Source organism: Pseudomonas parasichuanensis (assembly GCF_021601385.1).
Lineage (GTDB): Bacteria > Pseudomonadota > Gammaproteobacteria > Pseudomonadales > Pseudomonadaceae > Aquipseudomonas > Aquipseudomonas parasichuanensis.
In genome coordinates this window covers 1-23,920 of record NZ_BQHO01000007.1, presented here as the reverse complement: position 1 = coordinate 23,920, position 23,920 = coordinate 1, and the positions used below count along the sequence as shown (strand labels likewise).

Genomic DNA, 23,920 nt, shown 5'->3' with positions numbered 1-23,920 from the left:
TTGGCGCCACGTGTTAAAGGCCTTTGAAGCCTTTGTTTTCAAGCATATTTTTTATAGAGGCACGGGATTACATGGAAATCGGTCTGCGCGAGTGGCTGATCCTCATCGGCGTCATTGTCATTGCCGGTATTCTTTTCGACGGCTGGCGTCGCATGCGCGGCGGCAAGGGCAAGTTGAAGTTCCGTCTGGACCGTAGCTACGCCAATGCCCAGGACGAAGAGGGCAGTGCCGAGGTGCTTGGCCCTTCACGTGTGCTGGATACGCACAAAGAGCCCGAGCTGGACGAGACCGACCTGCCGTCGCTGAGTGCGCCGGCGCGTGAGCGCGAGCGTGAACCCAAGCCGGCCAAGCAGCCCAAGCGCGGCAAGCGCAACAACAGCGAGCCGCAGCAGGGCGACCTCAACCTTGCCGCCGAGCGCGAGCCCGACCTGTTCGCCGACAGCGATGATGACGTGGTTGTCGACACCGGCAGCCGCAACAACGGCGCGGCCAGTAGCGCCAGCACCCCAGCCAGGGAGCTGCCGCCGATGGAAGAGGTGCTGGTGATCAGCGTCATCTCCCGCGACGAAGGCGGCTTCAAGGGCCCGGCCCTGTTGCAGAACATCCTGGAAAGCGGCCTGCGCTTCGGCGAGATGGACATCTTCCATCGCCACGAAAGCATGGCCGGCCACGGCGAAGTGCTGTTCTCCATGGCCAACGCGGTCAAGCCCGGCGTGTTCGACCTGGACGACATCGACCACTTCAGCACCCGTGCCGTGAGCTTCTTCCTTGGCTTGCCTGGCCCGCGCCACCCCAAGCAGGCCTTCGACGTGATGGTCGCCGCCGCGCGCAAGCTGTCCCACGAGCTCAACGGCGAGCTCAAGGACGACCAGCGCAGCGTGCTCACCGCCCAGACCATCGAGCACTACCGCCAGCGCATCGTCGAGTTCGAGCGCCGGGCGCTGACGCAGAAACGCTGATCCAGACCAGCGGTCGGCTCCCGCCTCGGTCCGCGCCGCGATGATTCAAGCAAAAGAGCAGCCTGGGGCTGCTCTTTTGCTTTGCACGAGAAGACGAAAAAATGAACGCCGAAACCCGAATCCATGAACTGCGTGCCGAGCTCGACCTGCACAACCACCGCTACTACGTGCTCGACGAGCCCAGCGTGCCGGACGCCGAATACGACCGGCTGTTCAACGAGCTCAAGGCACTGGAGGCCGAGCACCCGCATCTGGTGACCCCCGACTCGCCTACCCAGCGCGTCGGCGGTGCGGCCCTGGCGGCGTTCAGCCAGGTGCGCCACGAAGTGCCCATGCTCAGCCTGGGCAACGCTTTCGAAGAGGATGACCTGCGCGATTTCGACCGTCGCGTGGTCGAGGGCCTCGACCTGCCTGGCGGCGATCTGTTCGCTGCCCGCGCCGCCGTCGATTACAGCTGCGAACCCAAGCTCGATGGCCTGGCGGTCAGCCTGCTGTACCGCGACGGCCAGCTGGTGCAGGGCGCCACCCGTGGCGACGGCACCACCGGCGAGGACATCAGCGCCAACGTGCGTACCGTGCGCAATATCCCGCTCAGGCTGCAGGGCGACGGTTGGCCGTCGGTGCTGGAGGTGCGTGGCGAGGTGTACATGAGCAAGGCCGGTTTCGACCGGCTCAACGCCGCCCAGGCCGAAGCCGGTGGCAAGACCTTCGCCAACCCGCGCAACGCCGCCGCCGGCAGCCTGCGCCAGCTGGACTCGAAGATCACCGCCAGCCGCCCGCTGGAGTTCTGCTGCTACGGCGTCGGCCAGGTGTCGGAGCCTTTCGGTGACAGCCATATCGGTATTCTCGAGAAGCTCAAGGGCTGGGGCCTGCCCATCAGCCGCGAGCTCCGGCACGCGGCCGGTATCGAAGAGTGCCTGGCCTACTACCGGGATATCGGCGAACGGCGCAATGAGCTGCCCTACGAGATCGACGGGGTGGTGTTCAAGGTCAACAGCCTGGCCGCGCAGCGCGAGCTGGGTTTCCGCGCCCGTGAACCGCGCTGGGCGATTGCCCACAAGTTCCCGGCCATGGAAGAGCTGACCGAGGTGCTCGACGTCGAATTCCAGGTCGGCCGTACCGGCGCGGTAACGCCCGTGGCGCGGCTGAGGCCGGTCAAGGTGGCCGGGGTCACCGTGTCCAATGCCACCCTGCACAACATGGACGAAGTCGCCCGGCTTGGCCTGTGCATTGGCGACACGGTCATCATCCGCCGTGCCGGCGACGTGATCCCGCAGGTGATGCAGGTGGTGACCGAGCGCCGCCCGGCCGATGCCCGGCCGGTGCAGGTGCCCAGCGCCTGCCCGGTGTGCGGCTCGCAGGTCGAGCGCACGCAGCTGGTCAAACGCAGCAAGGGCAAGGCGACCACCAGCGAAGGCGCGGTGTACCGCTGTGTCGGCCGCTTGAGCTGCGCAGCCCAGCTCAAGCAGGCGATCATCCACTACGTGTCGCGCCGGGCCATGGACATCGACGGCCTGGGCGAGAAGAGCGTCGAGCAACTGGTCGATGAAGGCCTGATCCGCTCGCCGGCCGACCTTTACACGCTTGAGTTCGAGCAAGTGGTTGCGCTGGAAGGCTTCGCCGAGGTGTCCAGCCGCAAATTGCTCGAAGCCATCGAGGCCAGCAAGCGTCCGCCCCTGGCGCGCTTCATCTTTGCCCTGGGCATCCCCGATGTCGGCGAGGAGACCGCCAAGGTGCTGGCCCGTTCGCTGGGCAGCCTGGCGCGGGTCCAGGTGGCGCTGCCCCAGGTGCTCACCTACCTGCCGGACATTGGCCTGGAAGTGGCCTACGAGATCCACAACTTCTTCGAGGCCGAGCACAACCGCGAGGTGATCGCGCAATTGCTGGCCAGTGGCATGCAACTGCAGGACGAAGGTGAGCTCGCCGCCGAGTTTGCCGCCTGCACCACACTGGCCGGGATGCTGGCCAAGCTCGACATCCCTTCGGTCGGCCCGACCGGCGCCGAGAAGCTGGTGGACAAGCTCGGCACGCTGGACAAGATCATCGCCGCCGATGGCATCGACTTGCGCCAGGCGTTGAGTGCCAAGCAGGCCGAGGGTGTGCGCGAGTTCTTCAAGGTCGAGGCCAACCAGCAGCTGGCCCGGGCCATCGAAGCCCAGTTGCTCGCGTTCGGCATGCATTGGTCCTGCGAGAAGAAAACCGCCGAGGGCCTGCCCCTGGCCGGCCAGACCTGGGTGCTCACCGGTACGCTGGAGCGCATGAGCCGGGATATCGCCAAAGAGAAGCTGGAAAGCCTGGGGGCGAAAGTCTCAGGTTCGGTCTCCGGCAAGACTCATTGCGTGGTTGCCGGCCCCGGTGCCGGCTCGAAGCTGGCCAAGGCCGGTGAGCTGGGAGTCAAGGTGCTGGACGAGGAGCAGTTCGTTGCCTTTATGGCGGGGCAGGGTATCGCCGTTTGACAGCGTCGCGGGACAAGTCATTGAGAAATGATGCTTTTTTCTTGATGCAAAGGTTGTAACTTCGTCGCTGACAGGTACAATGGCGCGGCTCGTCACTTGGCGAGCCGTCGTGGTGGCCCCATCGGTCCCCCCGCATTGATTACCCGTTAACCTGGTCAGGCCCGGAAGGGAGCAGCCATAGCGGGAACATCGAGTGCCGGGGTGTGGCTGGTGGGGCCGCCTCCATTTTGGGCGCAGGCTTTTTCGCTTCGCGCACCTTTCGTACCCCGCCTGTACCCTTTCTTTACGCCCACCTAAGCCTTAACCCCTGCACAATCGTGCGTGGCGTCTTATCATGCCCCCAGCGTTCATTGCGTTCGGCCAGGAGATAGCGACCGTGGAACATGTCGACGACCTTACCCGTCACAAGATCCGGGAGTGGCAGATGCGCCGCCTGGAAATCAAGGACCAGATGGCCGCCAGCCCCGAGCGGGTGCTGGAGTTGTCGCGGGTGCTCGACCAGATGGAAGAGGAGCACGAGCGCATTCTCGCCGAGGCCACGCCCCCAGCGCCTGTTGCCGCGCCCCAGGCCTTGCTGGACCTTCACTTGAACGTATCGGCCGGCAGCGTGCGTGACCTGCGCAAGTTGCTGGAACTGGCATTGCACGAACTCGATGGCGTGCTCGATGAGCCTCAGCCGAGTGACAGCCATCCTGGCGGGATGTCGGGGTCACTGGGTGCATACCAGTTCGAACTGCGGGTTGGCCAGGCGCCGGATGCCGACACGCCCTGAATCAGCCTTTGCCTGGACATTGAGCGCACATGCAGCCTGAACATTTCAATTTCTCCTGCCCTGTCTTCCTGCCCATCACCCTGGAGCGCTGCCAGGGGTTGCTGCAGGCCGAAGGCGCGCCCGCCCTGGACGCGCTGAGCGACCCTGAGCTGGCGGCCTTGCTGGTGATCCAGAACCTTGCCCAGGCCCAGGGCAAGCTCGATGCGCCGGCGGCGGAGAAGGTGCTGGGCAAGTTGCTGGCCTGGTCTGTCGATGGCCTCCATTCGGCTGATGTGAGCCTGCTCTCGGAAGCACATCGGCTGTTCGATGCACGCAAACTGTACTTCGGCCTCGAGGTGATCAAGGCCTCGAAGCTGCGCCTGCTCAGCGCAGAAGAGGTGCAGGGCAGGGATTACCTGCTGGCCGACGGCAAGTGGGATTTCGACTTCAGGCTCCGCCGGCAGCAAACCGACAACCCCTTCAGCCAGCAGGTGGTGACCGGTTTCGACAACGAGCGCTGGCTGACCGTCGAGCAGGACAAGCTGCTCAAGGTCATCCGCGCCAACCTCGACGAAGACATCCATGTCCAGGGCTACGCCGGCATCGGCAAGAGCTACCTGCTCGGCGCGTTGATGGATTGCCTGCCGCGCGGGCGGGTGCTGGCCCTGGCGCGCACACCGGCCAAGCTTGGCACCCTGCGCCAGCGAATGGGGCTGGACCCGCAGTCAAAGGTCGGCATGACCTTCGGTCAGTTCGCCAAGGCCCTGCTCAAGGATGCGCAACCAGCCAACGGCAGGGCAGCAGCGCGAGGCCCTGGCAAGCTGAAGCTGGCCGAAGAGCTCGGCATTGTCGGGCTGCGCCAGTACGACGCCGGGCATGCCCTGGATATCTGCCTCGAAGTGCTGCACAGCTATTGCGAGTCACGTGACTACAGCCTGTCGAATCGCCACCTGCCGTTCTTCCGTCAGGCGCTGTCGGGCGTCGACGCCCAGGTCCTGCTCGAATATGCCAGCCGGCTGTGGCGCTACCTGGAGTCGCATTCGGCCTGGGGCGCGCAGACCGGTTTCGAGGCGCTGCTGCTGATCAAACGTGCCAGCCTGGGCGGCTGCAGCGTGCCTACTCGCTTCAGCCACGTGATCATCGACGAGAGCCAGGACGTGCCGGGCTCGCTGCTGCAGATCATCGAGCGCGGGCGGCAGGTGTTGATCACCCTGGGCGACGAATACCAGAAGGCCTCCGGCGCCGTGGTGCGGCGTGAGCGCCAGGTGCGGCAAAAGGATATCGCCTTCGCCGTGCGCTCCGGGCCAAAGGTCGAGCGCCTGATCAACCCGTTGATCGACGTGCATTCGCAAAAGTCGAAAGTAGCCTTCGAGGCGGCGCGCAACGTCGATGTCGGTATCGAGCTGTTTCCCCAGGGCTTCACCCCGCCCGACGGCTGCGTGGTGCTGACTGCCTCGCGCTGGGACAGCATGCGCTGGGCCATGGAGCTGGCCGAGTCCGGTTGCCTGCTGAAATTCCCCGACTGGCCCGATATGCGGCGCTTCATGGCCACTGCGGTCGGCCTGTTCCGGGCGGCAATCCATGGCCCGGTGCAGGACGCCGAAGGGCCACACCCGCACTTCGCGCACATGCTCGACTGGCAGCAGGTGCGCGAGGCCGAGCGTTTCGATGAGTCGTTCCTGTGGGTCGAGGCACGGCTGCAGGACGGTTTCAAACTGGCAGACTTGACCACCCTGGCGGCGCGGGTCGCCGAGCAACGTACCAGCCTGTTGCTGATGATGGCCGAGGAGGCCGGGGGCCTTGAGTTCGATCATGTCCTGCTTACGCCCGAGCTGATGACCACCAACCGCTTCAAGGATGCCTACGCGTTCGATGCGCGTATCTGCGCGGTGTATATCGCCCTGTCGCGGGCGCGGCGCCAGTTGTACCTGCCCTACGACGTGGAAGAGTGGATCACCTACCACAAGAGCCAGCCGTTCCGCGAACTGCACGGCTATTGACGGCTCACTCGCGCGGCGCTCGGCCGCGCTTGCCCTGGCTGGCGGACACTGTCATCAACCTCTGGAAGGTCGGGCACTGCAGGTGATGCTCTTCAGGGCACACCGCCGCATGCCGCAACCCCTTGCTCATCGCCTGCAGGCGCTTGATCCGCTGGTCGATCTCGTCGGCCTTGGCCAGCAGCAATTGCCGGTCGACCTGCTGCTCGGCCAGCATCGCCGCCACTTCATCCAGCGAAAAGCCGGCCGCCTGGCCCAGGGCGATCAACGCCAGGCGCTGTGGCGTGTCGGCCGGGAACTGGCGACGCTGACCCCGGCCGGACAACGCCGTTAGCAGGCCCCTGTTGGCGTAGTAACGCAGGGTCGACGCCGGTACACCACTGCACCTGGCGACATCGGCAATATCCATCGGTGGCCTCTTGACTTGAAGTTGACTTCAACTTGCATGCTGCTTGGCAAAGACCTGTTCCGTCAATCTGCCAAGGGCATCCGTCATGACCGTAACCTCGTTGATCTACTCCACGCTGTTCATCGGCATCGTCGCCACGCTGGTGATGGACCTGTGGACGCTGTTGCTCAGGCGCCTGGGTATCACGACCCTGAACTACGCCATGATCGGCCGTTGGGCAGGGCACTTGCTGAAAGGGCGCTGGCGGCATGCGGCGATTGGCAAGGCCGAAGCTGTTCGCGGTGAGCTGGCGTGGGGCTGGCTGCTGCACTATGTCACCGGGTTGTTGTTCGCCGCACTCCTGGTGGGGCTGGTTGGAGTGCCTTGGTTGCGTGAACCGACGGCACTCCCGGCCTTGCTGTTCGGGATTGTTTCGGTGCTGGTGCCGCTGTGCGTGATACAGCCGGCGCTGGGGGCGGGGTACTTTGCTGCCAATACGCCTGCACCGGTGAAAAGCTGCCTGCGCAGCCTGGGGACGCATTGCGTGTTCGGGGGTGGCCTGTACCTGGCCGCGCTGGGCGCGCGTGGCTTGTTAGGCTAGTGGTCCTTGCCGTCGGCCACGGGTTGCACAGTGAGGCCTTGGGTGTAACGCCCGATGATCCGCTCGATCTCCCCGGATTGCTTCAGCCGCACAAATGCTCTCAGCATCGCCTGCGTCGGTAACGCCGGATCGTTGCGCACCATGCAGCCCAGTGCCTGTTCTTCCAGTACCGCCAGCCCATGCAGCTGCTGCGCCTGTGGCAGCCCACGGTTGAACCATTGCAGCGATAACTGGTTGCTCACCGCATGCTGATAGCGCCCGGCCTGGAGCTTCTGCAGGGCCAGAAGCTGGTTGCGGCTGTCCTCGCGCCGTAGCTGGCCGCGGGTGAACAATGGCTCAAGGGTGGGGTAGCTGTAGCCCAGCACGGTGCCAAGCGCTTGCGCAGGGAGAGCGTCGGGGGTGGTGACGGTGTCGCCCGGGCGGCCTACCAGCAGGTCACGCTGCTCGATCAGTGGGATGCTCCACAGGTAATCGCCGGGGCGGTTGGTCAACCATTGGGTGGAGACGTAGCAGCGCACGTCGATGTCGCCGTTCTCCATGGCCTCCTGCAGCCGCAGCCGGGCCATCACATGGTACTGCGCCTGCACCCCTGCTTCGCGGGCCGCAGCCTGCATCAACTCGAACAGAATGCCCTCTGCCGGCTGCCCCTGCTCGATGCGCATCAGCGGCATGCTCCAGCTTTCGGCCACGGAAAAACGCAGTACAGGCGGCTCGGCCAGGCTGCATGTACTGCATAACCACAGGATGACCAAGGCTCGCCGCACGTCTCATCCTCCCTGATCAGCCCCTGGCTGCGCCTGCTGCTGAGCTTAGACGAGATCCGCAGGGTGCAATTTCCCCCTCGCTCCGCTAGCATTAGCGCTCTTTCCGCCCGCTCCGGTCACGATGGTTTTTTGATGAGTTATCAGGTTCTTGCACGTAAATGGCGTCCGCGCTCGTTCCGCGAAATGGTCGGCCAGACCCATGTGCTCAAGGCTTTGATCAACGCCCTGGACAACCAGCGCCTGCACCATGCGTACCTGTTCACCGGCACCCGTGGGGTGGGCAAGACCACCATCGCGCGGATCATCGCCAAGTGCCTGAACTGCGAAACCGGCATCACCTCCACGCCCTGCGGTACCTGCTCGGTGTGCCGGGAGATCGATGAAGGCCGCTTCGTCGACCTGATCGAGATCGACGCCGCCAGCCGCACCAAGGTCGAAGATACCCGCGAGCTGCTCGACAACGTGCAGTACGCCCCCAGCCGCGGGCGCTTCAAGGTCTACCTGATCGACGAAGTGCACATGCTCTCGACCCACTCCTTCAACGCCTTGTTGAAGACGCTGGAAGAGCCGCCGCCCTACGTCAAGTTCATCCTCGCCACCACCGATCCGCAAAAGCTGCCGGCCACCATCCTGTCGCGCTGCCTGCAGTTCTCGCTGAAGAACATGAGCCCGGAGCGGGTGGTCGAGCACCTCAGCCATGTGCTGGGCGCCGAGAACGTGCCGTTCGAAGACGACGCCCTGTGGTTGCTGGGCCGTGCTGCCGACGGCTCGATGCGCGACGCCATGAGCCTGACCGACCAGGCTATCGCCTTCGGCGAAGGCAAGGTGTTGGCGGCGGATGTGCGGGCGATGCTCGGCACGCTTGACCACGGCCAGGTATACGGCGTGCTGCAGGCACTGCTCGACGGCGATGCCCGGGCCTTGCTCGAAGCGGTGCGCCACCTCGCCGAGCAGGGGCCGGACTGGAACGGCGTGCTCTCGGAAATGCTCAATGTGCTGCACCGCGTGGCCATCGCCCAGGCGCTGCCCGAGGCGGTCGACAACGGCCAGGGCGACCGTGAGCGGGTGCTGGCGCTGGCCCAGGCGCTGCCCGCCGAGGACGTGCAGTTCTACTACCAGATGGGCCTGATCGGCCGCCGCGACCTGCCGCTGGCACCCGACCCGCGTGGCGGCTTCGAAATGGTCCTGCTGCGCATGCTGGCGTTCCGCCCGGCCGACAGCGACGATGCACCCAAACCGGTACTAAAGCCAGTGGGGATCAGCCAGGCCACAGCTGATCCGGCCCCACCGGTGGCAGCTGCGGCAGTTGCCGTCGCAGCGCCCGTTGAACCTGTTGTCGAGCAAGCCGCCGCACAGGCCCCGATAGAGGCGCCTGTCGTCGCCGAGGCCGTGGCTCAAGCGCACGTCGCGCAGCCTGAGCCAGCCCCGGTGCCCGAGCCGGTCGAGGACGTGATCGATCTGCCATGGGAGGAGCCCGCCGCCCCTCCTGCGCCGGTCGCCGCCCCGCCGCAGCCTGAGCCAGTGGTTGCCGCGCCGACCGTTGCCGAGCCGGCCGGCAGCCAGCCGGACTACGACGCGCCACCCTTTGACCCGTCCGCGTACAACGCTGTGGGCATGGATCGCGATGACGAGCCGCCGGCGGACGAAGACTATTACGTCGCGGACAGCGACCCGGCGGGCTTCAGCTACCTCGACGAACTGGCCGAGCATGTGCAGGAAGACGAGCCCGCCAAGGCCCCCGAGCCCCTGCCGGCGGCTCAGCCCGCCACGGGCCTGGCCCTGCAATGGCTGGAATTATTCCCACAATTGCCTGTCTCGGGTATGACAGGCAACATCGCCGCGAACTGTACGCTGATCGCCGCCGATGGTGATGACTGGCTGCTGCACCTGGACCCGGGCCAAGGGGCGTTGTTCAACAGCACGCAACAGCGCCGCCTCAACGATGCGCTCAACCAGCAGCTGGGGCGCGAGATCCGGCTGAAGATCGAACTGATTCGCCCGGAGCAGGAAACCCCGGCCCAGGCCGCGTCCCGCAAACGCGCCGAACGCCAGCACGATGCGGTGGTGTCGATCGAACAGGATCCGCTCATCCAGCAGATGATCCGGCAGTTCGGTGCGACGGTACGGCAGGATACTATTGAGCCTGTGGATGCCCTGGCCAGCCAGGGCCAATAACGGATAACCATGCGGCCGGCCCTGTGCGCGGCCGCATTACATGAACCAATTGAGGTATACCCCATGATGAAAGGTGGCATGGCCGGCCTGATGAAGCAGGCCCAGCAGATGCAGGAAAAGATGCAGAAGATGCAGGAAGAGCTGGCGAACGCCGAAGTTACCGGCCAGTCCGGTGGTGGCCTGGTCAGCGTGGTGATGACCGGTCGCCACGACGTCAAGCGCGTCAGCATCGATGACAGCCTGATGTCGGCTGATGCCGACGACAAGGAAGTGCTCGAAGACCTGATCGCCGCCGCACTCAACGACGCCGTGCGCAAGATCGAGCAGAGCAGCCAGGAAAAGATGGGCGGCATGACCGCCGGCATGCAGCTGCCGCCTGGCTTCAAGATGCCGTTCTGATCGGCTTCGCGTTACCCCGGGGGAGCAACGGCCAGGCGGTCGTTGCTCCCTTGTTCATTCTGTTTCCTGAACTGGCAGGCCCGCATACATGAGCTTCAGCCCCCTGATCCGCCAACTGATCGACGCCCTGCGCATTCTGCCCGGTGTCGGCCAGAAAACCGCCCAGCGCATGGCCCTGCAACTGCTCGAACGCGACCGCAGTGGCGGTACGCGCCTGGCCCAGGCCCTGAGCCAGGCCATGGACGGCGTTGGCCATTGCCGCCAGTGCCGCACCCTGACCGAGCAGGAGCTGTGCCCGCAGTGCGCCGACCCGCGTCGTGATGACAGCCAGCTGTGCGTGGTCGAAGGGCCGATGGACATGTTTGCAGTGGAGCAGGCCGGCTACCGTGGCCGTTACTTCGTGCTCAAGGGGCACCTGTCGCCGCTCGATGGCCTGGGGCCGGATGCAATCGGTATTCCGCAGCTCATGGCGCGGATCGAAGAGCAGGGCACCTTCAGTGAGGTGATCCTGGCGACCAACCCCACGGTGGAGGGGGAGGCGACGGCCCACTACATCGCCCAGTTGCTGGCCGAGAAGGGTTTGAGCACCACGCGTATCGCCCATGGCGTACCGCTGGGTGGCGAGCTGGAACTGGTGGATGGCGGGACGCTGGCCCATGCCTTTGCCGGGCGCCGGCCGATTTCGCTGTGACGCGCTGAGCGGCACTCCATTCCCTGGGCTTGCACATTCCCTGTAGGAGCGGCCTTGTGCCGCGAAAGGGCTGCGGAGCAGCCCCGGCAACGTCGTGGCGTACCTGAAACCTGGGGCCGCTGCGCGCCCCTTTCGCGGCACAAGGCCGCTCCTACAGGGGGGCATCGCAGTCGATGCGGGCTTGCTGGTGGTCACTCAGTATTCGCTGAGCGAAAACTCGGTCAGGCAGAAGGTCGGTACCCCGGCCGCCTGCAGCCGGCGCGAGCCTTCCAGCTCCGGCAAATCGATGATCGCCGCCGCCTCGAATACCTGCGCCCCGGTGCGACGCACCAGGTTGGCTGCCGCCAGCAGGGTACCGCCGGTGGCGATAAGGTCATCGAAGATCAGCACCGAATCCCCTTCGCACAGGCTGTCGGCGTGCACTTCCAGGAAGGCTTCGCCGTACTCGGTCTGGTAACCCTCCGACAGCACGTCGGCCGGCAGCTTGCCTTGCTTGCGGAACAGGATCAGCGGCTTGTTCAACTGGTGGGCGATGATCGAGCCGATCAGGAAACCCCGCGCATCCATGGCACCGATATGGCTGAACTCGGCCTCGACATAACGCTCGATGAACTGGTCAGCGACATAGCGCAGCCCACGCGGCGATTGGAACAACGGAGTGATATCGCGGAAGATGACCCCCGGTTTGGGGAAGTCCACTACCGGGCGAATCAGGGCTTTGAGGTCGAAAGTGTCGCTGTGCATGGTGCGGGTATCCTGGAAAAACCAAGGCGCCAGTATACCCGCATCCGGCCTGTGTCAGGCCTCCATTGCACCACCGGCCAGCGCACACAGCTGGATCGGGTCGAGGATGTGCACTTCCTTGCCCTCGGCCTTGAGCAGGCCGTTCTGCTGGAAGCGGGTGAACACCCGCGAGACGGTTTCCACGGCCAGGCCCAGGTAGTTGCCGATCTCGTTGCGCGACATGCTCAGGCGGAACTGGTTGGCCGAGTAGCCACGGGCGCGGAAGCGCGCCGACAGGTTGACCAGGAAGGTGGCGATGCGCTCGTCGGCGGTTTTCTTCGACAACAGCAGCATCATCTGCTGGTCATCGCGGATCTCGCGGCTCATGACCCGCATCAGCTGGCGGCGCAGTTGCGGCAGTTGTACCGAAAGCTCATCCAGGCGTTCGAAGGGGATCTCGCACACCGAGGTGGTTTCCTGGGCCTGGGCCGACACCGGGTAGGCTTCGGTGTCCATGCCGGACAGGCCGACCAGCTCGCTGGGCAGGTGGAAGCCGGTGATCTGCTCTTCGCCAGCGTCGCTGAGGCTGAAGGTCTTGAGGGCGCCGGAGCGGACTGCGTAAACCGAGCCGAAATTGTCACCCTGGCGGAACAGGAATTCGCCTTTTTTCAGTGGGCGACCGCGTTTGACGATTTCATCCAGTGCATCCATGTCCTCGAGGTTGAGGGACAGGGGCAGGCACAGAGGGGCCAGGCTGCAATCCTTGCAGTGGGCCTGGTTGTGTGGGCGCAGTTTTACTGGCTCGGACATTTCTTCGATCCTTGTGGGAAAGCACACATAAGCCGTAAGGGTAACCCACGGCATAGGCTGGAGGCCAGCATGCACTTGTTTGGTGCGTGCTGGCGGCGGCCCGGAGTGGATGTTTCCGGTACCTTTCGACTGTCCATAGTGTGCCCCTGAAGGCGGGCTGTCCATGCGGTGAAACGCCTCAATCGCCTCAGATCACCCGTGAGAAACGCTGGCGATTCTGTTGCGCGAGGTAAGCATCGAAAACCATGCACACCGAGCGCGCCAGCAGGCGGCCGGCTGGCAGGATGCGGATGCCTTTGCTGTCGAGGCTGATCAGGCCGTCGCGCTGCATGGCCTGCAGTTGCGGCCACAGTTCGTTGAAGTAGCCGCGAAAATCGATGGTGAATTGCCGTTCGATCTGTTCGAAGTCCAGTTCGAAATGGCAGATCAATTGCTGGATCACCGCCCGCCGCAAGCGGTCGTCCTGGTTGCACAGCAGGCCGCGCTGGGTGGCCAGTTGGGCGGTGGACAGGGTGTCCTGGTAGGTGTTGAGGTCGCTGCTGTTCTGGCAGTACAGGTCGCCGATCTGGCTGATGGCCGAGACCCCCAGGCCGATCAGGTCGCAATGGCCGTGGGTGGTGTAGCCCTGGAAGTTGCGCTGCAGGGTGCCTTCCTCCTGGGCGATGGCCAGCTCGTCGTCGGGCAGGGCGAAATGGTCCATGCCGATATAGCGGTAACCGGCGGCGGTCAGTTGGTCGATGGTGGCGTGCAGCATCTCCAGTTTGGCCGCGGGGGCCGGCAGGTCGTTGCTGTCGATGCGCCGCTGCGGCATGAAACGCTCGGGCAGGTGGGCGTAGTTGAACACCGACAGGCGGTCGGGTTGCAGGCGGATCACTTCTTCGACGGTGCGGGCGAAACCTTCCGGGGTCTGCTTGGGCAGGCCGTAGATCAGGTCGAGGTTGATCGAGCGGAACTGCAGGGTGCGCGCCGCTTCGATCAGGGTGCGGGTTTGTTCCAGGCTCTGCAGGCGGTTGACCGCACGCTGCACCGCCGGATCGAGGTCCTGCACACCGAGGCTGACGCGGTTGAAGCCCAGCTCGCGCAGCAGGCCCATGGTCGACCAGTCGGCCTCGCGCGGGTCGATCTCGATGCCGTAGTCACCGGAGTCATCGTCCAGCAGGTTGAAGTGCTGGCGCAGGGTCGCCATCAGCTGGCGCAGTTCCACATGGCTGAGGAAGGTCGGGGTGCCGCCGCCAAAATGCAGCTGCTCGACGCGTTGCTTGGGGTCCAGGTGGCAGGCGAGCAGCTGGATTTCCTGCTCCAGGCGCTGCAGGTAGGGCGCGGCGCGGCCGCGGTCCTTGGTGATGACCTTGTTGCAGGCGCAGTAGTAGCAGATGTTGGCGCAGAACGGCACGTGCACGTACAGCGACAGCGGGCGCGTGGCCCGGCGGCTCTCGCGCAGGGCGTGGAGCAGGTCGAACGAGCCCACTTCGCCGTGCAGTTGCACGGCGGTAGGGTAGGAGGTGTAGCGTGGCCCGGCCAGATCGTAACGACGGATCAGGTCGGCGTCCCAGCGTAGGTCGTCGAGCATGTGGGCAGTCCCCGGATAGAGCAGCAGTGTCCGGAGTCTAGGGGTGTGCAGCGGCGTGCGTGTTGATTTGCATCAAGGGCAATCGGCGCGCTTAGGCAGGCCAGCACCGATCCCTGTAGGAGCGGCCTTGCCGGGGCGCCGGACCGACCGGAAAGGGCTGCGAAGCGGCCCCGGCAATTTTGCATGATGCAGAGATCCTGGGGCCGCTGCGCGGCCTTTTCGCGGCACAAGGCCGCTCCTGCACAGCGAGGGTTGTGTCAATGCCCCATCAGCCAATGCTGGTGCGGCCCGGGCATCGTCCAAAGCCCGAACAGGATCACCAGCACCCCGCCCGCCATCCGCACCCCGCGCTTGCGCAGCACGCTGCCTACACGCTCTGCCGCCAACCCCGTGGCCAGCAACACCGGCCAGGTACCCACACCAAACGCCAGCATCAGCGCCGCGCTGTGCAGCGCATCACCCTGGCTGGCCGCCCACAGCAGGGTGCTGTACACCAGCCCACACGGCAGCCAGCCCCACAAGGCGCCGAGCAGCAGGGCGCGGGGCAAGCTGGACACCGGCAGCAACCGTGTGGCCAGCGGCTGTATGTGGCGCCACAGGCCGCGTCCCAATGCCTCGATACGGGTCAGGCCACTCCACCACCCCGCCAGGTACAAACCCATGGCAATCAGCAGCAGCGCCGCGACCACCCGCAGCCCGATTGCCAGCGGGCTGCTGGCCAGGGCCACGCCGGCCAGGCCCAGCAACAGGCCGGCAGCGGCATAGCTGAGGATGCGCCCGAGGTTGTAGGCCAGCAGCAGGCGCAGGCGCCGGCTGCGCTGCTCCGGCGGGATGGCCAGGGTCAAGGCGCCCATCAGGCCGCCGCACATCCCCAGGCAGTGGCCGCCGCCGAGTAGGCCGAGGACCAGCGCCGAGCCGAGCAGGGGGATCAGTTCAGGCACTCGGTTTGGTGTCCTTGTCTTCGGCGGGTTGCTCGTCTTTGACCGCGGCCTGGTGGCGTGGGTCCTGGTCGTCGAACAGGATGCTGTGGGCCGGCCCTTCGAGGTCGTCGTACTGGCCGCTGTCCACCGCCCAGAAGAAAATGTACACGGCCACCCCGACCAGCAGCAGGGCGGCGGGGATCATCACGTAGAGGGCGGGCATAAGGGTTTGCTTCCAAGTGACGGTGGTACGTTCGCCGGCACGCCCGCGGGCGTTGGCAGCCGGGTCAGGCGCAAGGCGTTGAGCACGACGATCAGCGAGCTGACCGACATGCCGACCGCCGCCCATACCGGGGTGATCCAGCCAAGCGCGGCGAACGGCAGCATGAGGCCATTGTACAGGGTCGCCCAGAGCAGGTTCTCGACAATGTTGCGGCGCGTGCGCCGGGCCAGGGCGAAGGCCTGCACCAGCGCGTGCAGGTTGTTGGACAGCAGCACGGCGTCGGCGCTGGTCTTGGCAAGGTCGGTGGCGCTGCCCATGGCGATGCTGATATCGGCGGCGGCCAGCACCGGCACATCGTTCACCCCGTCCCCCAGCATCAGCACCTTGCGCCCTTCGGCCTGCAGCTGTTTCAGGCGCGCGAGCTTGTCGTCCGGGCGCAGGCCGCCGACGGCCTGGTCGATGCCCAGCTGCGCGGCCACCTCGGCAACCATCGGCGAGCTGTCGCCGGACAGCAGCAGGGTTTTCCAGCCACGGGCCTTGCAGGCGGCCACCAGGTCGGCGGCGTCGTCGCGCAGGCGATCATCCAGGCCGAACCAGGCCAGCGGGCCCTGGCGATCGCCCAGCAGCAGCCACTGGCCGCGAGGCTCGGGTACGCCAGGCACCTCGGCACCACTCAGGGCGCAGACGAAGGTGGCCTGGCCGATGCGCAGGCGCTGGCCGTCCACCTCACCCTCCAGGCCCAGGCCAGGCACTGCGTTGACTGCCTCGGCCGGCCGGGCGGCGCGGCCGAAGGCGCGGGCGATAGGGTGTTCGGAGCGGTTCTCCAGCGCAGCGGCCAGTGCCAGGCAGCGGTCGGCATCCAGGCGCCCCAGCGGGCGGATGCTGCGCAGGGCCAGGCGGCCCTCGGTGAGGGTGCCGGTCTTGTCGAAGATCACCGTGTCGATCTGGTTGAGGCCTTCCAGCACATGGCCACGGGTCACCAGCAGGCCAAGCTTGTGCAGGGTGCCGGTGGCGGCGGTGAGGGCGGTCGGGGTGGCCAGCGACAGCGCGCAGGGGCAGGTGGCGACCAGCATGGCCAGGACGATCCAGAACGCCCGCCCGGCATCGAGTTGCCACCAGACCAGGCCGATGATCGCCGCCGCTACCAGGGTGAACAACAGGAACCATTGCGAGGCGCGGTCGGCAATCTCGGCCAGGCGCGGCTTTTCGGTCTGTGCCCGCTCCAGCAGGCGCACGATGGCCGACAGCCGTGAGTCCTGGCCCAGGGCCTGGACCTCGACGGTGAGGGTGCTCTCGACGTTGAGGGTGCCGCCGGTGACCCGGTCGCCGGCGCGCCGCGCCAAGGGCAGGTATTCACCGGTGAGCAGCGATTCGTCGACGCTGGAGCGGCCCTCGACGATGCAGCCGTCGGCAGGGATCACCGCGCCGGGCAGCACCTGTACCCGGTCGCCGCACTTGAGTTCGCCAAGCAGGATGCGCTCGGCCTGGCCGTTGGCGTCCAGGCGAAGGCACGAGGCCGGTAGCAGGTTGACCAGCTGCGCCGTGGCCGCCGCCGTGCGCTCGCGGGCGCGGCGTTCCAGGTAGCGGCCGGTGAGCAGGAACAGGGCGAACATGCCCACGGTGTCGAAGTACAGCTCGCCGCTGCCGGTGATCGCGGTCCAGATCCCGGCGCAGTAGGCCAGGGCGATGGCCAGCGACACCGAGACGTCCATGGTCAGGTGTCGGGTGCGCAGGTCGCGGGCGGCGCCCTTGAAAAACGGCGCGCAGCTGTAGAACACGATCGGGGTGGTGAGGAACAACGCGACCCAGCGCAGGATGGTGTGCAGCTCGGGGGACAGGTCGATGTTGAATTCCGGCCAGGTGGCCATGGTCGCCATCATCGCCTGGAACCACAGCAGCCCGGCCACGCCCAGGCGGCGCAGGGCGCTACGGTTTTCCCGGGCCAGCTGCTCGGCGGCCTGGTCCGGCTGGTAGGGGTGGGCGGCGTAGCCGATGCGCCGCAGCTCGGCCAGCAGCCTGGACAGCGGCAGCGCGCTGTCGGCCCAGTTGACCAGCAGGCGGTGGTTGGACAGGTTCAGGCGCGCTTCGGCAACCCCGGGCAGGGTGCGCAGGTGTTTCTCGATCAGCCAGCCGCAGGCGGCGCAGCTGATGCCTTCGACCAGCAGGGTGGCTTCGGCCAGTTCGCCCTCGTGGCGCACGAAGCCCTGTTGCACGTCGTTGCGGTCGTACAGCGCCAGTTCGTCCTGCAACTGGCGGGGCAGGGCTTCGGGGTTGGCGCTGGTGTCGCTGCGGTGCTGGTAATAGTGCTCAAGGCCCCCGGCGACGATGGACTCGGCCACCGCCTGGCAACCCGGGCAGCAGAATGCCCGGGGCTCGCCGAGCACCACGGCGGTGAAGCGGCTGCCGGCGGGGACGGGCAGGGCGCAGTGGTAGCAGGGGGTGGGTTGGGTCATTTTCGGGCGGTCTTATTGATACTTCGAGAATGCTGGGGCTGCTGTGCAGCCCTTTCGCGGCGCAAGGCCGCTGCTACAGGAGATCGCATAACCCTGTAGGAGCGGCCTTGTGCCGCGAAAGGGGCGCGCAGCGCCCCCATCATAGGGAAAATCATGGCTGGTGCTCGGCACCTTGCAATGCTTCATCGCCCAACTGCAAGGTCACCCCATGCTCGACCTTCTCTTCTTCGAACAACCGCCACACATGGTCATCCTGGCTGCCGAGCAGTTCGACGAAGCGCCGGCCATCGACCTTGTCGTCCAGCTGGCCGACATAGCGGCCCGGCTCGGTGCGTGCCAGCGCCACCTTGCGGTCCTTGTTCGGCTGGGTCGGCGAGATCAGGTTCAGCTCAAGCGCCTGGGGGGCGCTGTTGCCGGTCAGGCGCACGTCCACTTCACCGGTCAGTTCGTCCAGGTGGATGCTGGCCTTGATGTTGAGGGTCTGGGCCAGCAGTTCACGGTCCAGCGAGCGGTTGATGCCCTTGCCGGCTTCGTAATAGTTGTCGTTGACCAGGTTGTCCGGGTTGCGCACGGCGATGCTGACCATGGTCAGGCTCAGGCAGACCGAGGTGGCCAGGATGCCGATGATGATCCAGGGCCAGAGGTGCTTGTACCAGGGGCTGGCGGCGGTGGCGGCAGGCATTGTCTGTGTTCTCTCTAGTCAGCGGATCTGTGGGCCGATGAAGCGGCTCTTGGCTTCAACCTGGCTGGCGCTGTCGTCGGCGTCCTTGAGGATGAAGGTGATTTCGTTGGTGGTCGAGGGCAGTTTCTCCGGGGCAACCGACAGTTGCACCGGCAGGCTGACGATATCGCCGGCGGCCACGCGGATCTCGCGGTGGCCTTCAAGCTTGAGGTCCGGCAGGCCGGCGGCATCCAGCACGTAGACGTGGTCGCGCTGGTCCTTGTTCATCACTTTCAGGCTGTACACGTTTTCGATCCGCCCCTGGGCGTTCTCGCGGTACAGCACCCGGTCCTTGGCCACGTCGAAGCCGACCAGCGAACGGGTGGCGAAGGCGGTGGTCAGGGCGCCGATCATCACCAGCAGCACCAGCGCGTAGCCGATCAGGCGCGGGCGCAGCATGTGGGTCTTCTGCCCGGACAGGTTGTGTTCGGTGGTGTAGCTGATCAGGCCCTTGGGGTAGTTCATCTTGTCCATGATGCTGTCGCAGGCGTCGATGCAGGCGGCGCAGCCGATGCACTCGATCTGCAGGCCGTCGCGAATGTCGATGCCGGTGGGGCAGACCTGCACGCACATGGTGCAGTCGATGCAGTCGCCCAGGCCCTTGGCCTTGTAGTCGATGTCTTTTTTGCGCGGGCCACGGGTTTCGCCGCGGCGGGGGTCGTAGCTGACGATCAGGGTGTCCTTGTCGAACATCACGCTCTGGAAGCGCGCATAGGGGCACATGTACACGCACACCTGCTCGCGCAGCCAGCCGGCGTTGCCGTAGGTGGCCAGGGTGAAGAAACCGACCCAGAAGTAGGCCCAGCCGTCGGCCTGCCCGGTAAAGAACTCGATGACCAGTTCGCGGATCGGCGAGAAGTAGCCGACGAAAGTCATGCCGGTGACAAAGCCGATCAGCAGCCACAGGCTGTGCTTGGCGAACTTGCGCAGGAACTTGTTGCCGCTCATGGGCGCCTTGTCCAGCTTCATGCGCTGGTTGCGGTCACCCTCGGTGACCTTCTCGCACCACATGAACACCCAGGTCCACACGCTTTGCGGGCAGGTGTAGCCGCACCAGACGCGGCCGGCGTAGACGGTGATGAAGAACAGGCCAAAGGCCGCGACGATCAGCAGGCCCGAGAGCAGGATGAAGTCCTGCGGCCAGATGGTGGCGCCGAAGATGTAGAACTTGCGCTCGGGCAGGTTCCACCACACGGCCTGGTGGCCGCCCCAGTTCAGCCACACAGTGCCGAAATACAGCAGGAACAACACCGCGCCGCCGACCATCCGCAGCCTGCGGAAAATGCCAGTGAAGGCGCGTGTATAGATTTTTTCGCGTGATGCGTAGAGGTCGACGGAATCCTTCCCTTTGCTGGCAGGCGGGGTGACGTCATGTACCGGAATTTGCTTGCTCATCATCTAGTCCCACGGCAGTGGAGAAACGCCGCGGCCAGTGCTTGCCGGCCGCAGTCGCGCGCGTTCTTGCTGGCGCTCTGCGGCCCATGATACGCCTGTGGTGGCGTGCCGGGGCCTTGCTGCGACACTTAGTCGCGTTGGGTGCTGGTTTGAATCGTGATATGGCGAGTGTCAATTGATCCAGGTCATCTGCTCTCAAGTTATGCAGTGCCTGTGCCGGCCTCTTCGCGGGCAAGCCCGCTCCCACAGGAACTGCGCAACGTTTGAAAAAGCAGTGAACCTGTGGGAGCGGGCTTGCCCGCGAAGAGGCCAGGCCTGCCTTACTCGGCCTGTGGAGCTGCCTCCGGCTGATGCGACAGGCTATATACATAGGCCGCCAGCAGGTGCACCTTGTCGTTGCCCTGCATCTGTTCCTGGGCCGGCATCTGGCCCTGGCGGCCATAGCGGATGGTCTGTTGCAGCTGGGCGAAGCTCGAGCCGTAGATGAACGCCTGCGGGTGGGTCAGGTTCGGCGCGCCCATGGCGGGAGTGCCCTTGCCTTCAGGCCCATGGCAGGCCACGCAGTTGGTGGCGAAGATCTGCTGGCCCTTGACCGGGTCGGCCTTGGCATCCTCGGGCAGTGTGCGGCCGTCGAGCCTGGTCAGCACGAAGGCCGCCACGTCAGCCACGCCCTGCTCGCCGATCACCGTGCCCCAGCCCGGCATCACGCCATGGCGACCACCCATGATGGTGGTCTTGATGGTTTCCGGTTCTCCGCCCCAGCGCCAGTCGTTGTCGGTCAGGTTGGGGAAGCCGTAGGCGCCCTTGGCGTCGGAGCCGTGGCACACCGAGCAGTTGGAGGCGAACAGGCGTGCGCCCATCTTGAGTGCCTGCGGGTCCTTGGCCACTTCTTCCACCGGCATGGCAGCGAACTTGGCGAAGATCGGCCCGAAGCGGGCGTCGGCCTTGGCCATCTCCTTTTCCCACTCGTGCACGCCGGTCCAACCGGCCTGGCCATTGCTGAACTCGGTCTGCTTGTCGTTATCCAGGTACGAATAACCTGGCAGCACGCCTTTCCAGTTGCCCAGGCCCGGGTACAGCACCAGGTAGCCCAGGGCGAAGATGATGGTGCCGACGAACAGCCAGAACCACCATTTGGGCAACGGGTTGTCGTATTCCTCGATGCCATCGAAGGCGTGGCCGACGGTTTCGTCGGTGATCTCTTCGCGCTGGCCCTTGCGGGTCGACAGCAACAGCCAGGTCAAGGCGAAGATGGTGCCCAGGGTCAGGACGGTGACGTACAGACTCCAGAAGGTTGTCATTGTTGTTTGCTCCCAGAAGCTTTTTGCGCTTTCGCGTGCTCAACGTGGCGAGTGGCCTCGGGGTCGTCCGCAAAGGGCAACTGCGTGGCCTCGTCGAAGTCCTGCTTGCGCCGCGGGCTGAACACCCACAACGCCAGGCCCACGAAAGCCACCAGCACCACGACGGTGCCCAGGCCGCGAATCATCCCGATATCCATCAGTGTCACCGTTTGCTTTTGATGAGGGTGCCAAGGCCTTGCAGGTACGCCACCAGGGCGTCCATCTCGGTCTTGCCCTTGACCGCGTCGCGGGCACCGGCGATGTCTTCGTCGGTGTACGGCGTGCCGAGGGTGCGCAGGACTTCCAGTTTCTTGGCGGTGTCCTTGCCATCGAGTTTGTTCTCGACCAGCCACGGGTAGGACGGCATCTTCGATTCCGGTACCACGTTGCGCGGGTTGTACAGGTGCGCGCGGTGCCAGTCATCGGAGTAGCGGCCACCCACGCGGGCCAGGTCCGGGCCGGTGCGCTTGGAGCCCCACAGGAACGGGTGGTCCCACACGCTTTCGCCGGCCACCGAGTAGTGGCCGTAGCGCTCGGTCTCGGCGCGGAACGGGCGGATCATCTGCGAGTGACAGCCCACGCAGCCTTCGCGGATATAGATATCGCGACCTTCGACTTCCAGTGCGGTGCGCGGCTTCATGCCTTCGACCGGCTTGTTGGTGACGTCCTGGAAAAACAGCGGGACGATCTGGGTAAGGCCACCCACGCTGACGGCGATGACCATGAAGAAGGCCAGCAGGCCAATGTTCTTCTCGACGGCTTCATGCTTCATCAGTGCGCTCCCACGACGACGATCTTGGCGGCTTCCTCAGCCTGTACCGGGTTGGCCGCGCGAACGGTGCGGAACACGTTGTAGGCCATCAGCAGCATGCCCGAGGCGAAGAACGCACCGCCCAGGGCGCGGACGATGTAGCCCGGGTGGCTGGCTTGCAGCGCTTCGACGAACGAATAGGTGAGGGTGCCGTCGTCGTTGATGGCGCGCCACATCAGGCCCTGGGTGATGCCGTTGACCCACATCGAGGCGATGTACAGCACGGTGCCGATGGTCGCCAGCCAGAAGTGCGTGTTGATCAGGCCGACGCTGTGCATCTGCTCGCGGCCGTACAGTTTGGGGATCATGTGGTAGACCGCGCCGATCGAGATCATCGCCACCCAGCCGAGGGCGCCGGCGTGCACGTGGCCGATGGTCCAGTCGGTGTAGTGGGACAGCGAGTTGACCGTCTTGATGGCCATCATCGGGCCTTCGAAGGTGGACATGCCGTAGAACGCCAGCGATACCACGAGGAAGCGCAGGATCGGGTCGGTGCGCAGCTTATGCCAGGCCCCCGACAGGGTCATCATGCCGTTGATCATGCCGCCCCAGCTCGGCGCCAGGAGGATGATCGACATCACCATGCCCAGTGACTGTGCCCAGTCCGGCAGGGCGGTGTAGTGCAGGTGGTGCGGGCCGGCCCAGATGTACAGGGTGATCAGTGCCCAGAAGTGCACGATCGACAGGCGATAGGAGTAGATCGGGCGCTCGGCCTGCTTGGGCACGAAGTAGTACATCATCCCGAGGAAACCGGTGGTGAGGAAGAAGCCCACGGCGTTGTGGCCGTACCACCACTGGATCATCGCGTCGGTGGCGCCGGAGTAGGCCGAGTACGACTTGAACAGGCTCACTGGCAGCGACATGTGGTTGACGATGTGCAGCATCGCGGTGACCACGATGAAGGCCCCGTAGAACCAGTTGCCGACATAGATGTGCTTGGTCTTGCGCTTGACGATGGTGCCGAAGAACACCAGCCCGTAGGTCACCCAGACGATGGCCAGCAGGATCGCCAGCGGCCACTCGAGCTCGGCGTATTCCTTGGTGGTGGTGAAGCCCATGGGCAGCGTGATCAGCGCGCCGACGATCACCGCCTGCCAGCCCCAGAAGGTGAAGGCGGCCATGCTGTCGGAGATCAGGCGGGTCTGGCAGGTGCGCTGCACCACGTAGTAGCTGGTGCCGAACAGGGCACAGCCACCGAAGGCGAAGATCACCAGGTTGGTGTGCAGTGGGCGCAGGCGGCCGAAGCTCGTCCATGGCAGGTCCAGGTTGAGCTGGGGCCATACCAGTTGCGAGGCGATGAAGACGCCAAGCCCCATGCCAAGGATCCCCCAGACCACCGTCATGATGGCGAACTGGCGGACGACCTTATAGTTATAAGCAGTCGGACTGATTGCAGTGCTCATTCTAAGGTTCCACGGTTTGGGTATTCTTGTTGGTTGGTAAATCGGCGCCAGTATCAATAACCGCCATGATTATGGCAACGCATGTTATGTACGCCGACCCGTGTCCAGACCCTGTTCGCCACCGTCCCGTGGCGTCGGGGTTTGAACGATTGTACACAAATAAATCTTTGTAATGTGTACCGTTTCCCATGTTTTTCTGATCGATCGGTCAAGCTTTTATTGCCGGGACGGGCACGCAAGGCATCATCCCAAAGCGTGGGCTCGCAAGGCTGGATTCGCTGCATGGTGGCAGGCTGTGAACCACGTCTGCTCCGGCTGCTGCGAGCGGGGCAACTGTGGCAACAAGCTTAGTTGCGTTCGGAGGGGGTGC

22 protein-coding genes and 1 other RNA gene are annotated in these 23,920 nt (G+C 65.1%); 9 read left to right on the top strand and 14 right to left on the bottom strand.

What is annotated here, in order from left to right; all coding sequences use genetic code 11:
• Positions 1–71 precede the first annotated feature (71 nt).
• The 5 genes from zipA to L6D77_RS07825 all read left to right on the top strand — a co-directional run bounded on the left by zipA (position 72) and on the right by L6D77_RS07825 (position 6,166).
• Positions 72–959 (top strand): cell division protein ZipA, encoded by an 888-nt coding sequence (gene zipA, locus L6D77_RS07845; RefSeq protein ID WP_232882868.1) that lies wholly within the window; start codon positions 72–74, stop codon positions 957–959.
• Between the two features lie 101 nt (positions 960–1,060).
• Positions 1,061–3,415, top strand: a complete 2,355-nt coding sequence (gene ligA / locus L6D77_RS07840) for an NAD-dependent DNA ligase LigA (protein WP_232882869.1) — start codon at positions 1,061–1,063, stop codon at positions 3,413–3,415.
• A 119-nt stretch (positions 3,416–3,534) separates the two neighbouring features.
• Positions 3,535–3,631: signal recognition particle sRNA small type (gene ffs / locus L6D77_RS07835), an RNA gene on the top strand.
• A gap of 118 nt (positions 3,632–3,749) precedes the next feature.
• Positions 3,750–4,187: a hypothetical protein gene (locus L6D77_RS07830; protein WP_232882870.1), complete on the top strand. Its 438-nt coding sequence runs from the start codon at positions 3,750–3,752 to the stop codon at positions 4,185–4,187.
• A gap of 29 nt (positions 4,188–4,216) precedes the next feature.
• Positions 4,217–6,166 carry a hypothetical protein gene (locus tag L6D77_RS07825; RefSeq protein ID WP_232882871.1) on the top strand — a complete coding sequence of 650 codons (1,950 nt, stop codon included), beginning with the start codon at positions 4,217–4,219 and terminating at the stop codon, positions 6,164–6,166.
• A gap of 4 nt (positions 6,167–6,170) precedes the next feature.
• Here L6D77_RS07825 and L6D77_RS07820 read toward each other — a convergent pair whose 3' ends face one another.
• Positions 6,171–6,572, bottom strand: coding sequence for a helix-turn-helix domain-containing protein (locus tag L6D77_RS07820; protein ID WP_232882872.1), 402 nt, complete (start codon positions 6,570–6,572; stop codon positions 6,171–6,173).
• An 85-nt stretch (positions 6,573–6,657) separates the two neighbouring features.
• Here L6D77_RS07820 and L6D77_RS07815 point away from each other — a divergent pair, with 85 nt between their 5' ends.
• On the top strand, positions 6,658–7,152 hold the full coding sequence (locus L6D77_RS07815) for a DUF2938 domain-containing protein (RefSeq protein ID WP_232882873.1): 495 nt from the start codon (positions 6,658–6,660) through the stop codon (positions 7,150–7,152).
• Here L6D77_RS07815 and L6D77_RS07810 read toward each other — a convergent pair.
• Positions 7,149–7,916: a substrate-binding periplasmic protein gene (locus L6D77_RS07810; protein ID WP_232882874.1), complete on the bottom strand. Its 768-nt coding sequence runs from the start codon at positions 7,914–7,916 to the stop codon at positions 7,149–7,151. The genes L6D77_RS07815 and L6D77_RS07810 overlap by 4 nt on opposite strands.
• A gap of 132 nt (positions 7,917–8,048) precedes the next feature.
• On the opposite strand from L6D77_RS07810, the gene dnaX reads away from it, so the two are divergent.
• From dnaX to recR, 3 genes are all read left to right on the top strand, one after another.
• Positions 8,049–10,091 carry a DNA polymerase III subunit gamma/tau gene (gene dnaX, locus L6D77_RS07805; RefSeq protein WP_232882875.1) on the top strand — a complete coding sequence of 681 codons (2,043 nt, stop codon included), beginning with the start codon at positions 8,049–8,051 and terminating at the stop codon, positions 10,089–10,091.
• Positions 10,092–10,154: 63 nt separating this feature from the next.
• On the top strand, positions 10,155–10,490 hold the full coding sequence (locus L6D77_RS07800) for a YbaB/EbfC family nucleoid-associated protein (protein WP_110991796.1): 336 nt from the start codon (positions 10,155–10,157) through the stop codon (positions 10,488–10,490).
• Positions 10,491–10,578: 88 nt separating this feature from the next.
• Positions 10,579–11,181 (top strand): recombination mediator RecR, encoded by a 603-nt coding sequence (recR, locus tag L6D77_RS07795; protein WP_125464932.1) that lies wholly within the window; start codon positions 10,579–10,581, stop codon positions 11,179–11,181.
• A gap of 195 nt (positions 11,182–11,376) precedes the next feature.
• Here the strand turns inward: recR and L6D77_RS07790 are convergent, their stop codons facing one another.
• The 12 genes from L6D77_RS07790 to ccoN all read right to left on the bottom strand — a co-directional run bounded on the left by L6D77_RS07790 (position 11,377) and on the right by ccoN (position 23,550).
• Positions 11,377–11,925 (bottom strand): adenine phosphoribosyltransferase, encoded by a 549-nt coding sequence (locus L6D77_RS07790; RefSeq protein WP_028692867.1) that lies wholly within the window; start codon positions 11,923–11,925, stop codon positions 11,377–11,379.
• Between the two features lie 54 nt (positions 11,926–11,979).
• Positions 11,980–12,714, bottom strand: coding sequence for a Crp/Fnr family transcriptional regulator FnrA (fnrA, locus tag L6D77_RS07785; RefSeq protein WP_110991794.1), 735 nt, complete (start codon positions 12,712–12,714; stop codon positions 11,980–11,982).
• A 187-nt stretch (positions 12,715–12,901) separates the two neighbouring features.
• Positions 12,902–14,284 (bottom strand): oxygen-independent coproporphyrinogen III oxidase, encoded by a 1,383-nt coding sequence (gene hemN / locus L6D77_RS07780; protein ID WP_232882876.1) that lies wholly within the window; start codon positions 14,282–14,284, stop codon positions 12,902–12,904.
• Positions 14,285–14,541: 257 nt separating this feature from the next.
• Positions 14,542–15,225: a sulfite exporter TauE/SafE family protein gene (locus tag L6D77_RS07775; protein WP_232882877.1), complete on the bottom strand. Its 684-nt coding sequence runs from the start codon at positions 15,223–15,225 to the stop codon at positions 14,542–14,544.
• Entirely contained in the window at positions 15,218–15,427 is a 210-nt protein-coding gene (ccoS, locus tag L6D77_RS07770; protein WP_232882878.1) for a cbb3-type cytochrome oxidase assembly protein CcoS, read from the bottom strand. The genes L6D77_RS07775 and ccoS overlap by 8 nt, the downstream gene beginning before the upstream one ends.
• The gene (locus L6D77_RS07765; protein WP_232882879.1) at positions 15,409–17,880 is read right to left on the bottom strand and encodes a heavy metal translocating P-type ATPase; all 2,472 of its coding nucleotides are present in this window, start codon (positions 17,878–17,880) and stop codon (positions 15,409–15,411) included. Before L6D77_RS07765 ends, ccoS begins: the two co-directional genes overlap by 19 nt.
• Positions 17,881–18,031: 151 nt before the next feature.
• Positions 18,032–18,562, bottom strand: coding sequence for a FixH family protein (locus L6D77_RS07760; protein WP_232882880.1), 531 nt, complete (start codon positions 18,560–18,562; stop codon positions 18,032–18,034).
• 18 nt (positions 18,563–18,580) lie between these two features.
• Complete coding sequence (ccoG, locus tag L6D77_RS07755; protein WP_232882881.1) at positions 18,581–19,996, bottom strand: cytochrome c oxidase accessory protein CcoG; 1,416 nt, start codon at positions 19,994–19,996, stop codon at positions 18,581–18,583.
• 320 nt (positions 19,997–20,316) lie between these two features.
• Entirely contained in the window at positions 20,317–21,297 is a 981-nt protein-coding gene (gene ccoP, locus L6D77_RS07750; RefSeq protein ID WP_232882882.1) for a cytochrome-c oxidase, cbb3-type subunit III, read from the bottom strand.
• Positions 21,294–21,494 carry a cbb3-type cytochrome oxidase subunit 3 gene (locus tag L6D77_RS07745; RefSeq protein ID WP_232882883.1) on the bottom strand — a complete coding sequence of 67 codons (201 nt, stop codon included), beginning with the start codon at positions 21,492–21,494 and terminating at the stop codon, positions 21,294–21,296. The genes ccoP and L6D77_RS07745 overlap by 4 nt, the downstream gene beginning before the upstream one ends.
• A gap of 5 nt (positions 21,495–21,499) precedes the next feature.
• Positions 21,500–22,108 carry a cytochrome-c oxidase, cbb3-type subunit II gene (ccoO, locus tag L6D77_RS07740; RefSeq protein WP_236170033.1) on the bottom strand — a complete coding sequence of 203 codons (609 nt, stop codon included), beginning with the start codon at positions 22,106–22,108 and terminating at the stop codon, positions 21,500–21,502.
• Positions 22,108–23,550: a cytochrome-c oxidase, cbb3-type subunit I gene (gene ccoN, locus L6D77_RS07735; RefSeq protein ID WP_232883850.1), complete on the bottom strand. Its 1,443-nt coding sequence runs from the start codon at positions 23,548–23,550 to the stop codon at positions 22,108–22,110. The genes ccoO and ccoN overlap by 1 nt, the downstream gene beginning before the upstream one ends.
• Between the last annotated feature and the right edge of the window lie 370 nt (positions 23,551–23,920).

Excerpts from the sequence above, each read along its gene's own strand:
- L6D77_RS07825 (WP_232882871.1), top strand. The coding sequence starts at position 4,217 with ATGCAGCCTGAACATTTCAATTTCTCCTGCCCTGTCTTCCTGCCCATC.
- zipA (WP_232882868.1), top strand. The coding sequence starts at position 72 with ATGGAAATCGGTCTGCGCGAGTGGCTGATCCTCATCGGCGTCATTGTC.
- L6D77_RS07790 (WP_028692867.1), bottom strand. The coding sequence starts at position 11,925 with ATGCACAGCGACACTTTCGACCTCAAAGCCCTGATTCGCCCGGTAGTG.
- ccoS (WP_232882878.1), bottom strand. The coding sequence starts at position 15,427 with ATGCCCGCCCTCTACGTGATGATCCCCGCCGCCCTGCTGCTGGTCGGG.
- fnrA (WP_110991794.1), bottom strand. The coding sequence starts at position 12,714 with ATGTCCGAGCCAGTAAAACTGCGCCCACACAACCAGGCCCACTGCAAG.
- ligA (WP_232882869.1), top strand. The coding sequence starts at position 1,061 with ATGAACGCCGAAACCCGAATCCATGAACTGCGTGCCGAGCTCGACCTG.
- ccoN (WP_232883850.1), bottom strand. The coding sequence starts at position 23,550 with ATGAGCACTGCAATCAGTCCGACTGCTTATAACTATAAGGTCGTCCGC.
- recR (WP_125464932.1), top strand. The coding sequence starts at position 10,579 with ATGAGCTTCAGCCCCCTGATCCGCCAACTGATCGACGCCCTGCGCATT.
- ccoG (WP_232882881.1), bottom strand. The coding sequence starts at position 19,996 with ATGAGCAAGCAAATTCCGGTACATGACGTCACCCCGCCTGCCAGCAAA.
- hemN (WP_232882876.1), bottom strand. The coding sequence starts at position 14,284 with ATGCTCGACGACCTACGCTGGGACGCCGACCTGATCCGTCGTTACGAT.
- ccoP (WP_232882882.1), bottom strand. The coding sequence starts at position 21,297 with ATGACAACCTTCTGGAGTCTGTACGTCACCGTCCTGACCCTGGGCACC.
- L6D77_RS07815 (WP_232882873.1), top strand. The coding sequence starts at position 6,658 with ATGACCGTAACCTCGTTGATCTACTCCACGCTGTTCATCGGCATCGTC.
- L6D77_RS07745 (WP_232882883.1), bottom strand. The coding sequence starts at position 21,494 with ATGGATATCGGGATGATTCGCGGCCTGGGCACCGTCGTGGTGCTGGTG.
- L6D77_RS07830 (WP_232882870.1), top strand. The coding sequence starts at position 3,750 with ATGCCCCCAGCGTTCATTGCGTTCGGCCAGGAGATAGCGACCGTGGAA.
- L6D77_RS07800 (WP_110991796.1), top strand. The coding sequence starts at position 10,155 with ATGATGAAAGGTGGCATGGCCGGCCTGATGAAGCAGGCCCAGCAGATG.
- L6D77_RS07820 (WP_232882872.1), bottom strand. The coding sequence starts at position 6,572 with ATGGATATTGCCGATGTCGCCAGGTGCAGTGGTGTACCGGCGTCGACC.
- L6D77_RS07765 (WP_232882879.1), bottom strand. The coding sequence starts at position 17,880 with ATGACCCAACCCACCCCCTGCTACCACTGCGCCCTGCCCGTCCCCGCC.
- ccoO (WP_236170033.1), bottom strand. The coding sequence starts at position 22,108 with ATGAAGCATGAAGCCGTCGAGAAGAACATTGGCCTGCTGGCCTTCTTC.
- dnaX (WP_232882875.1), top strand. The coding sequence starts at position 8,049 with ATGAGTTATCAGGTTCTTGCACGTAAATGGCGTCCGCGCTCGTTCCGC.
- L6D77_RS07760 (WP_232882880.1), bottom strand. The coding sequence starts at position 18,562 with ATGCCTGCCGCCACCGCCGCCAGCCCCTGGTACAAGCACCTCTGGCCC.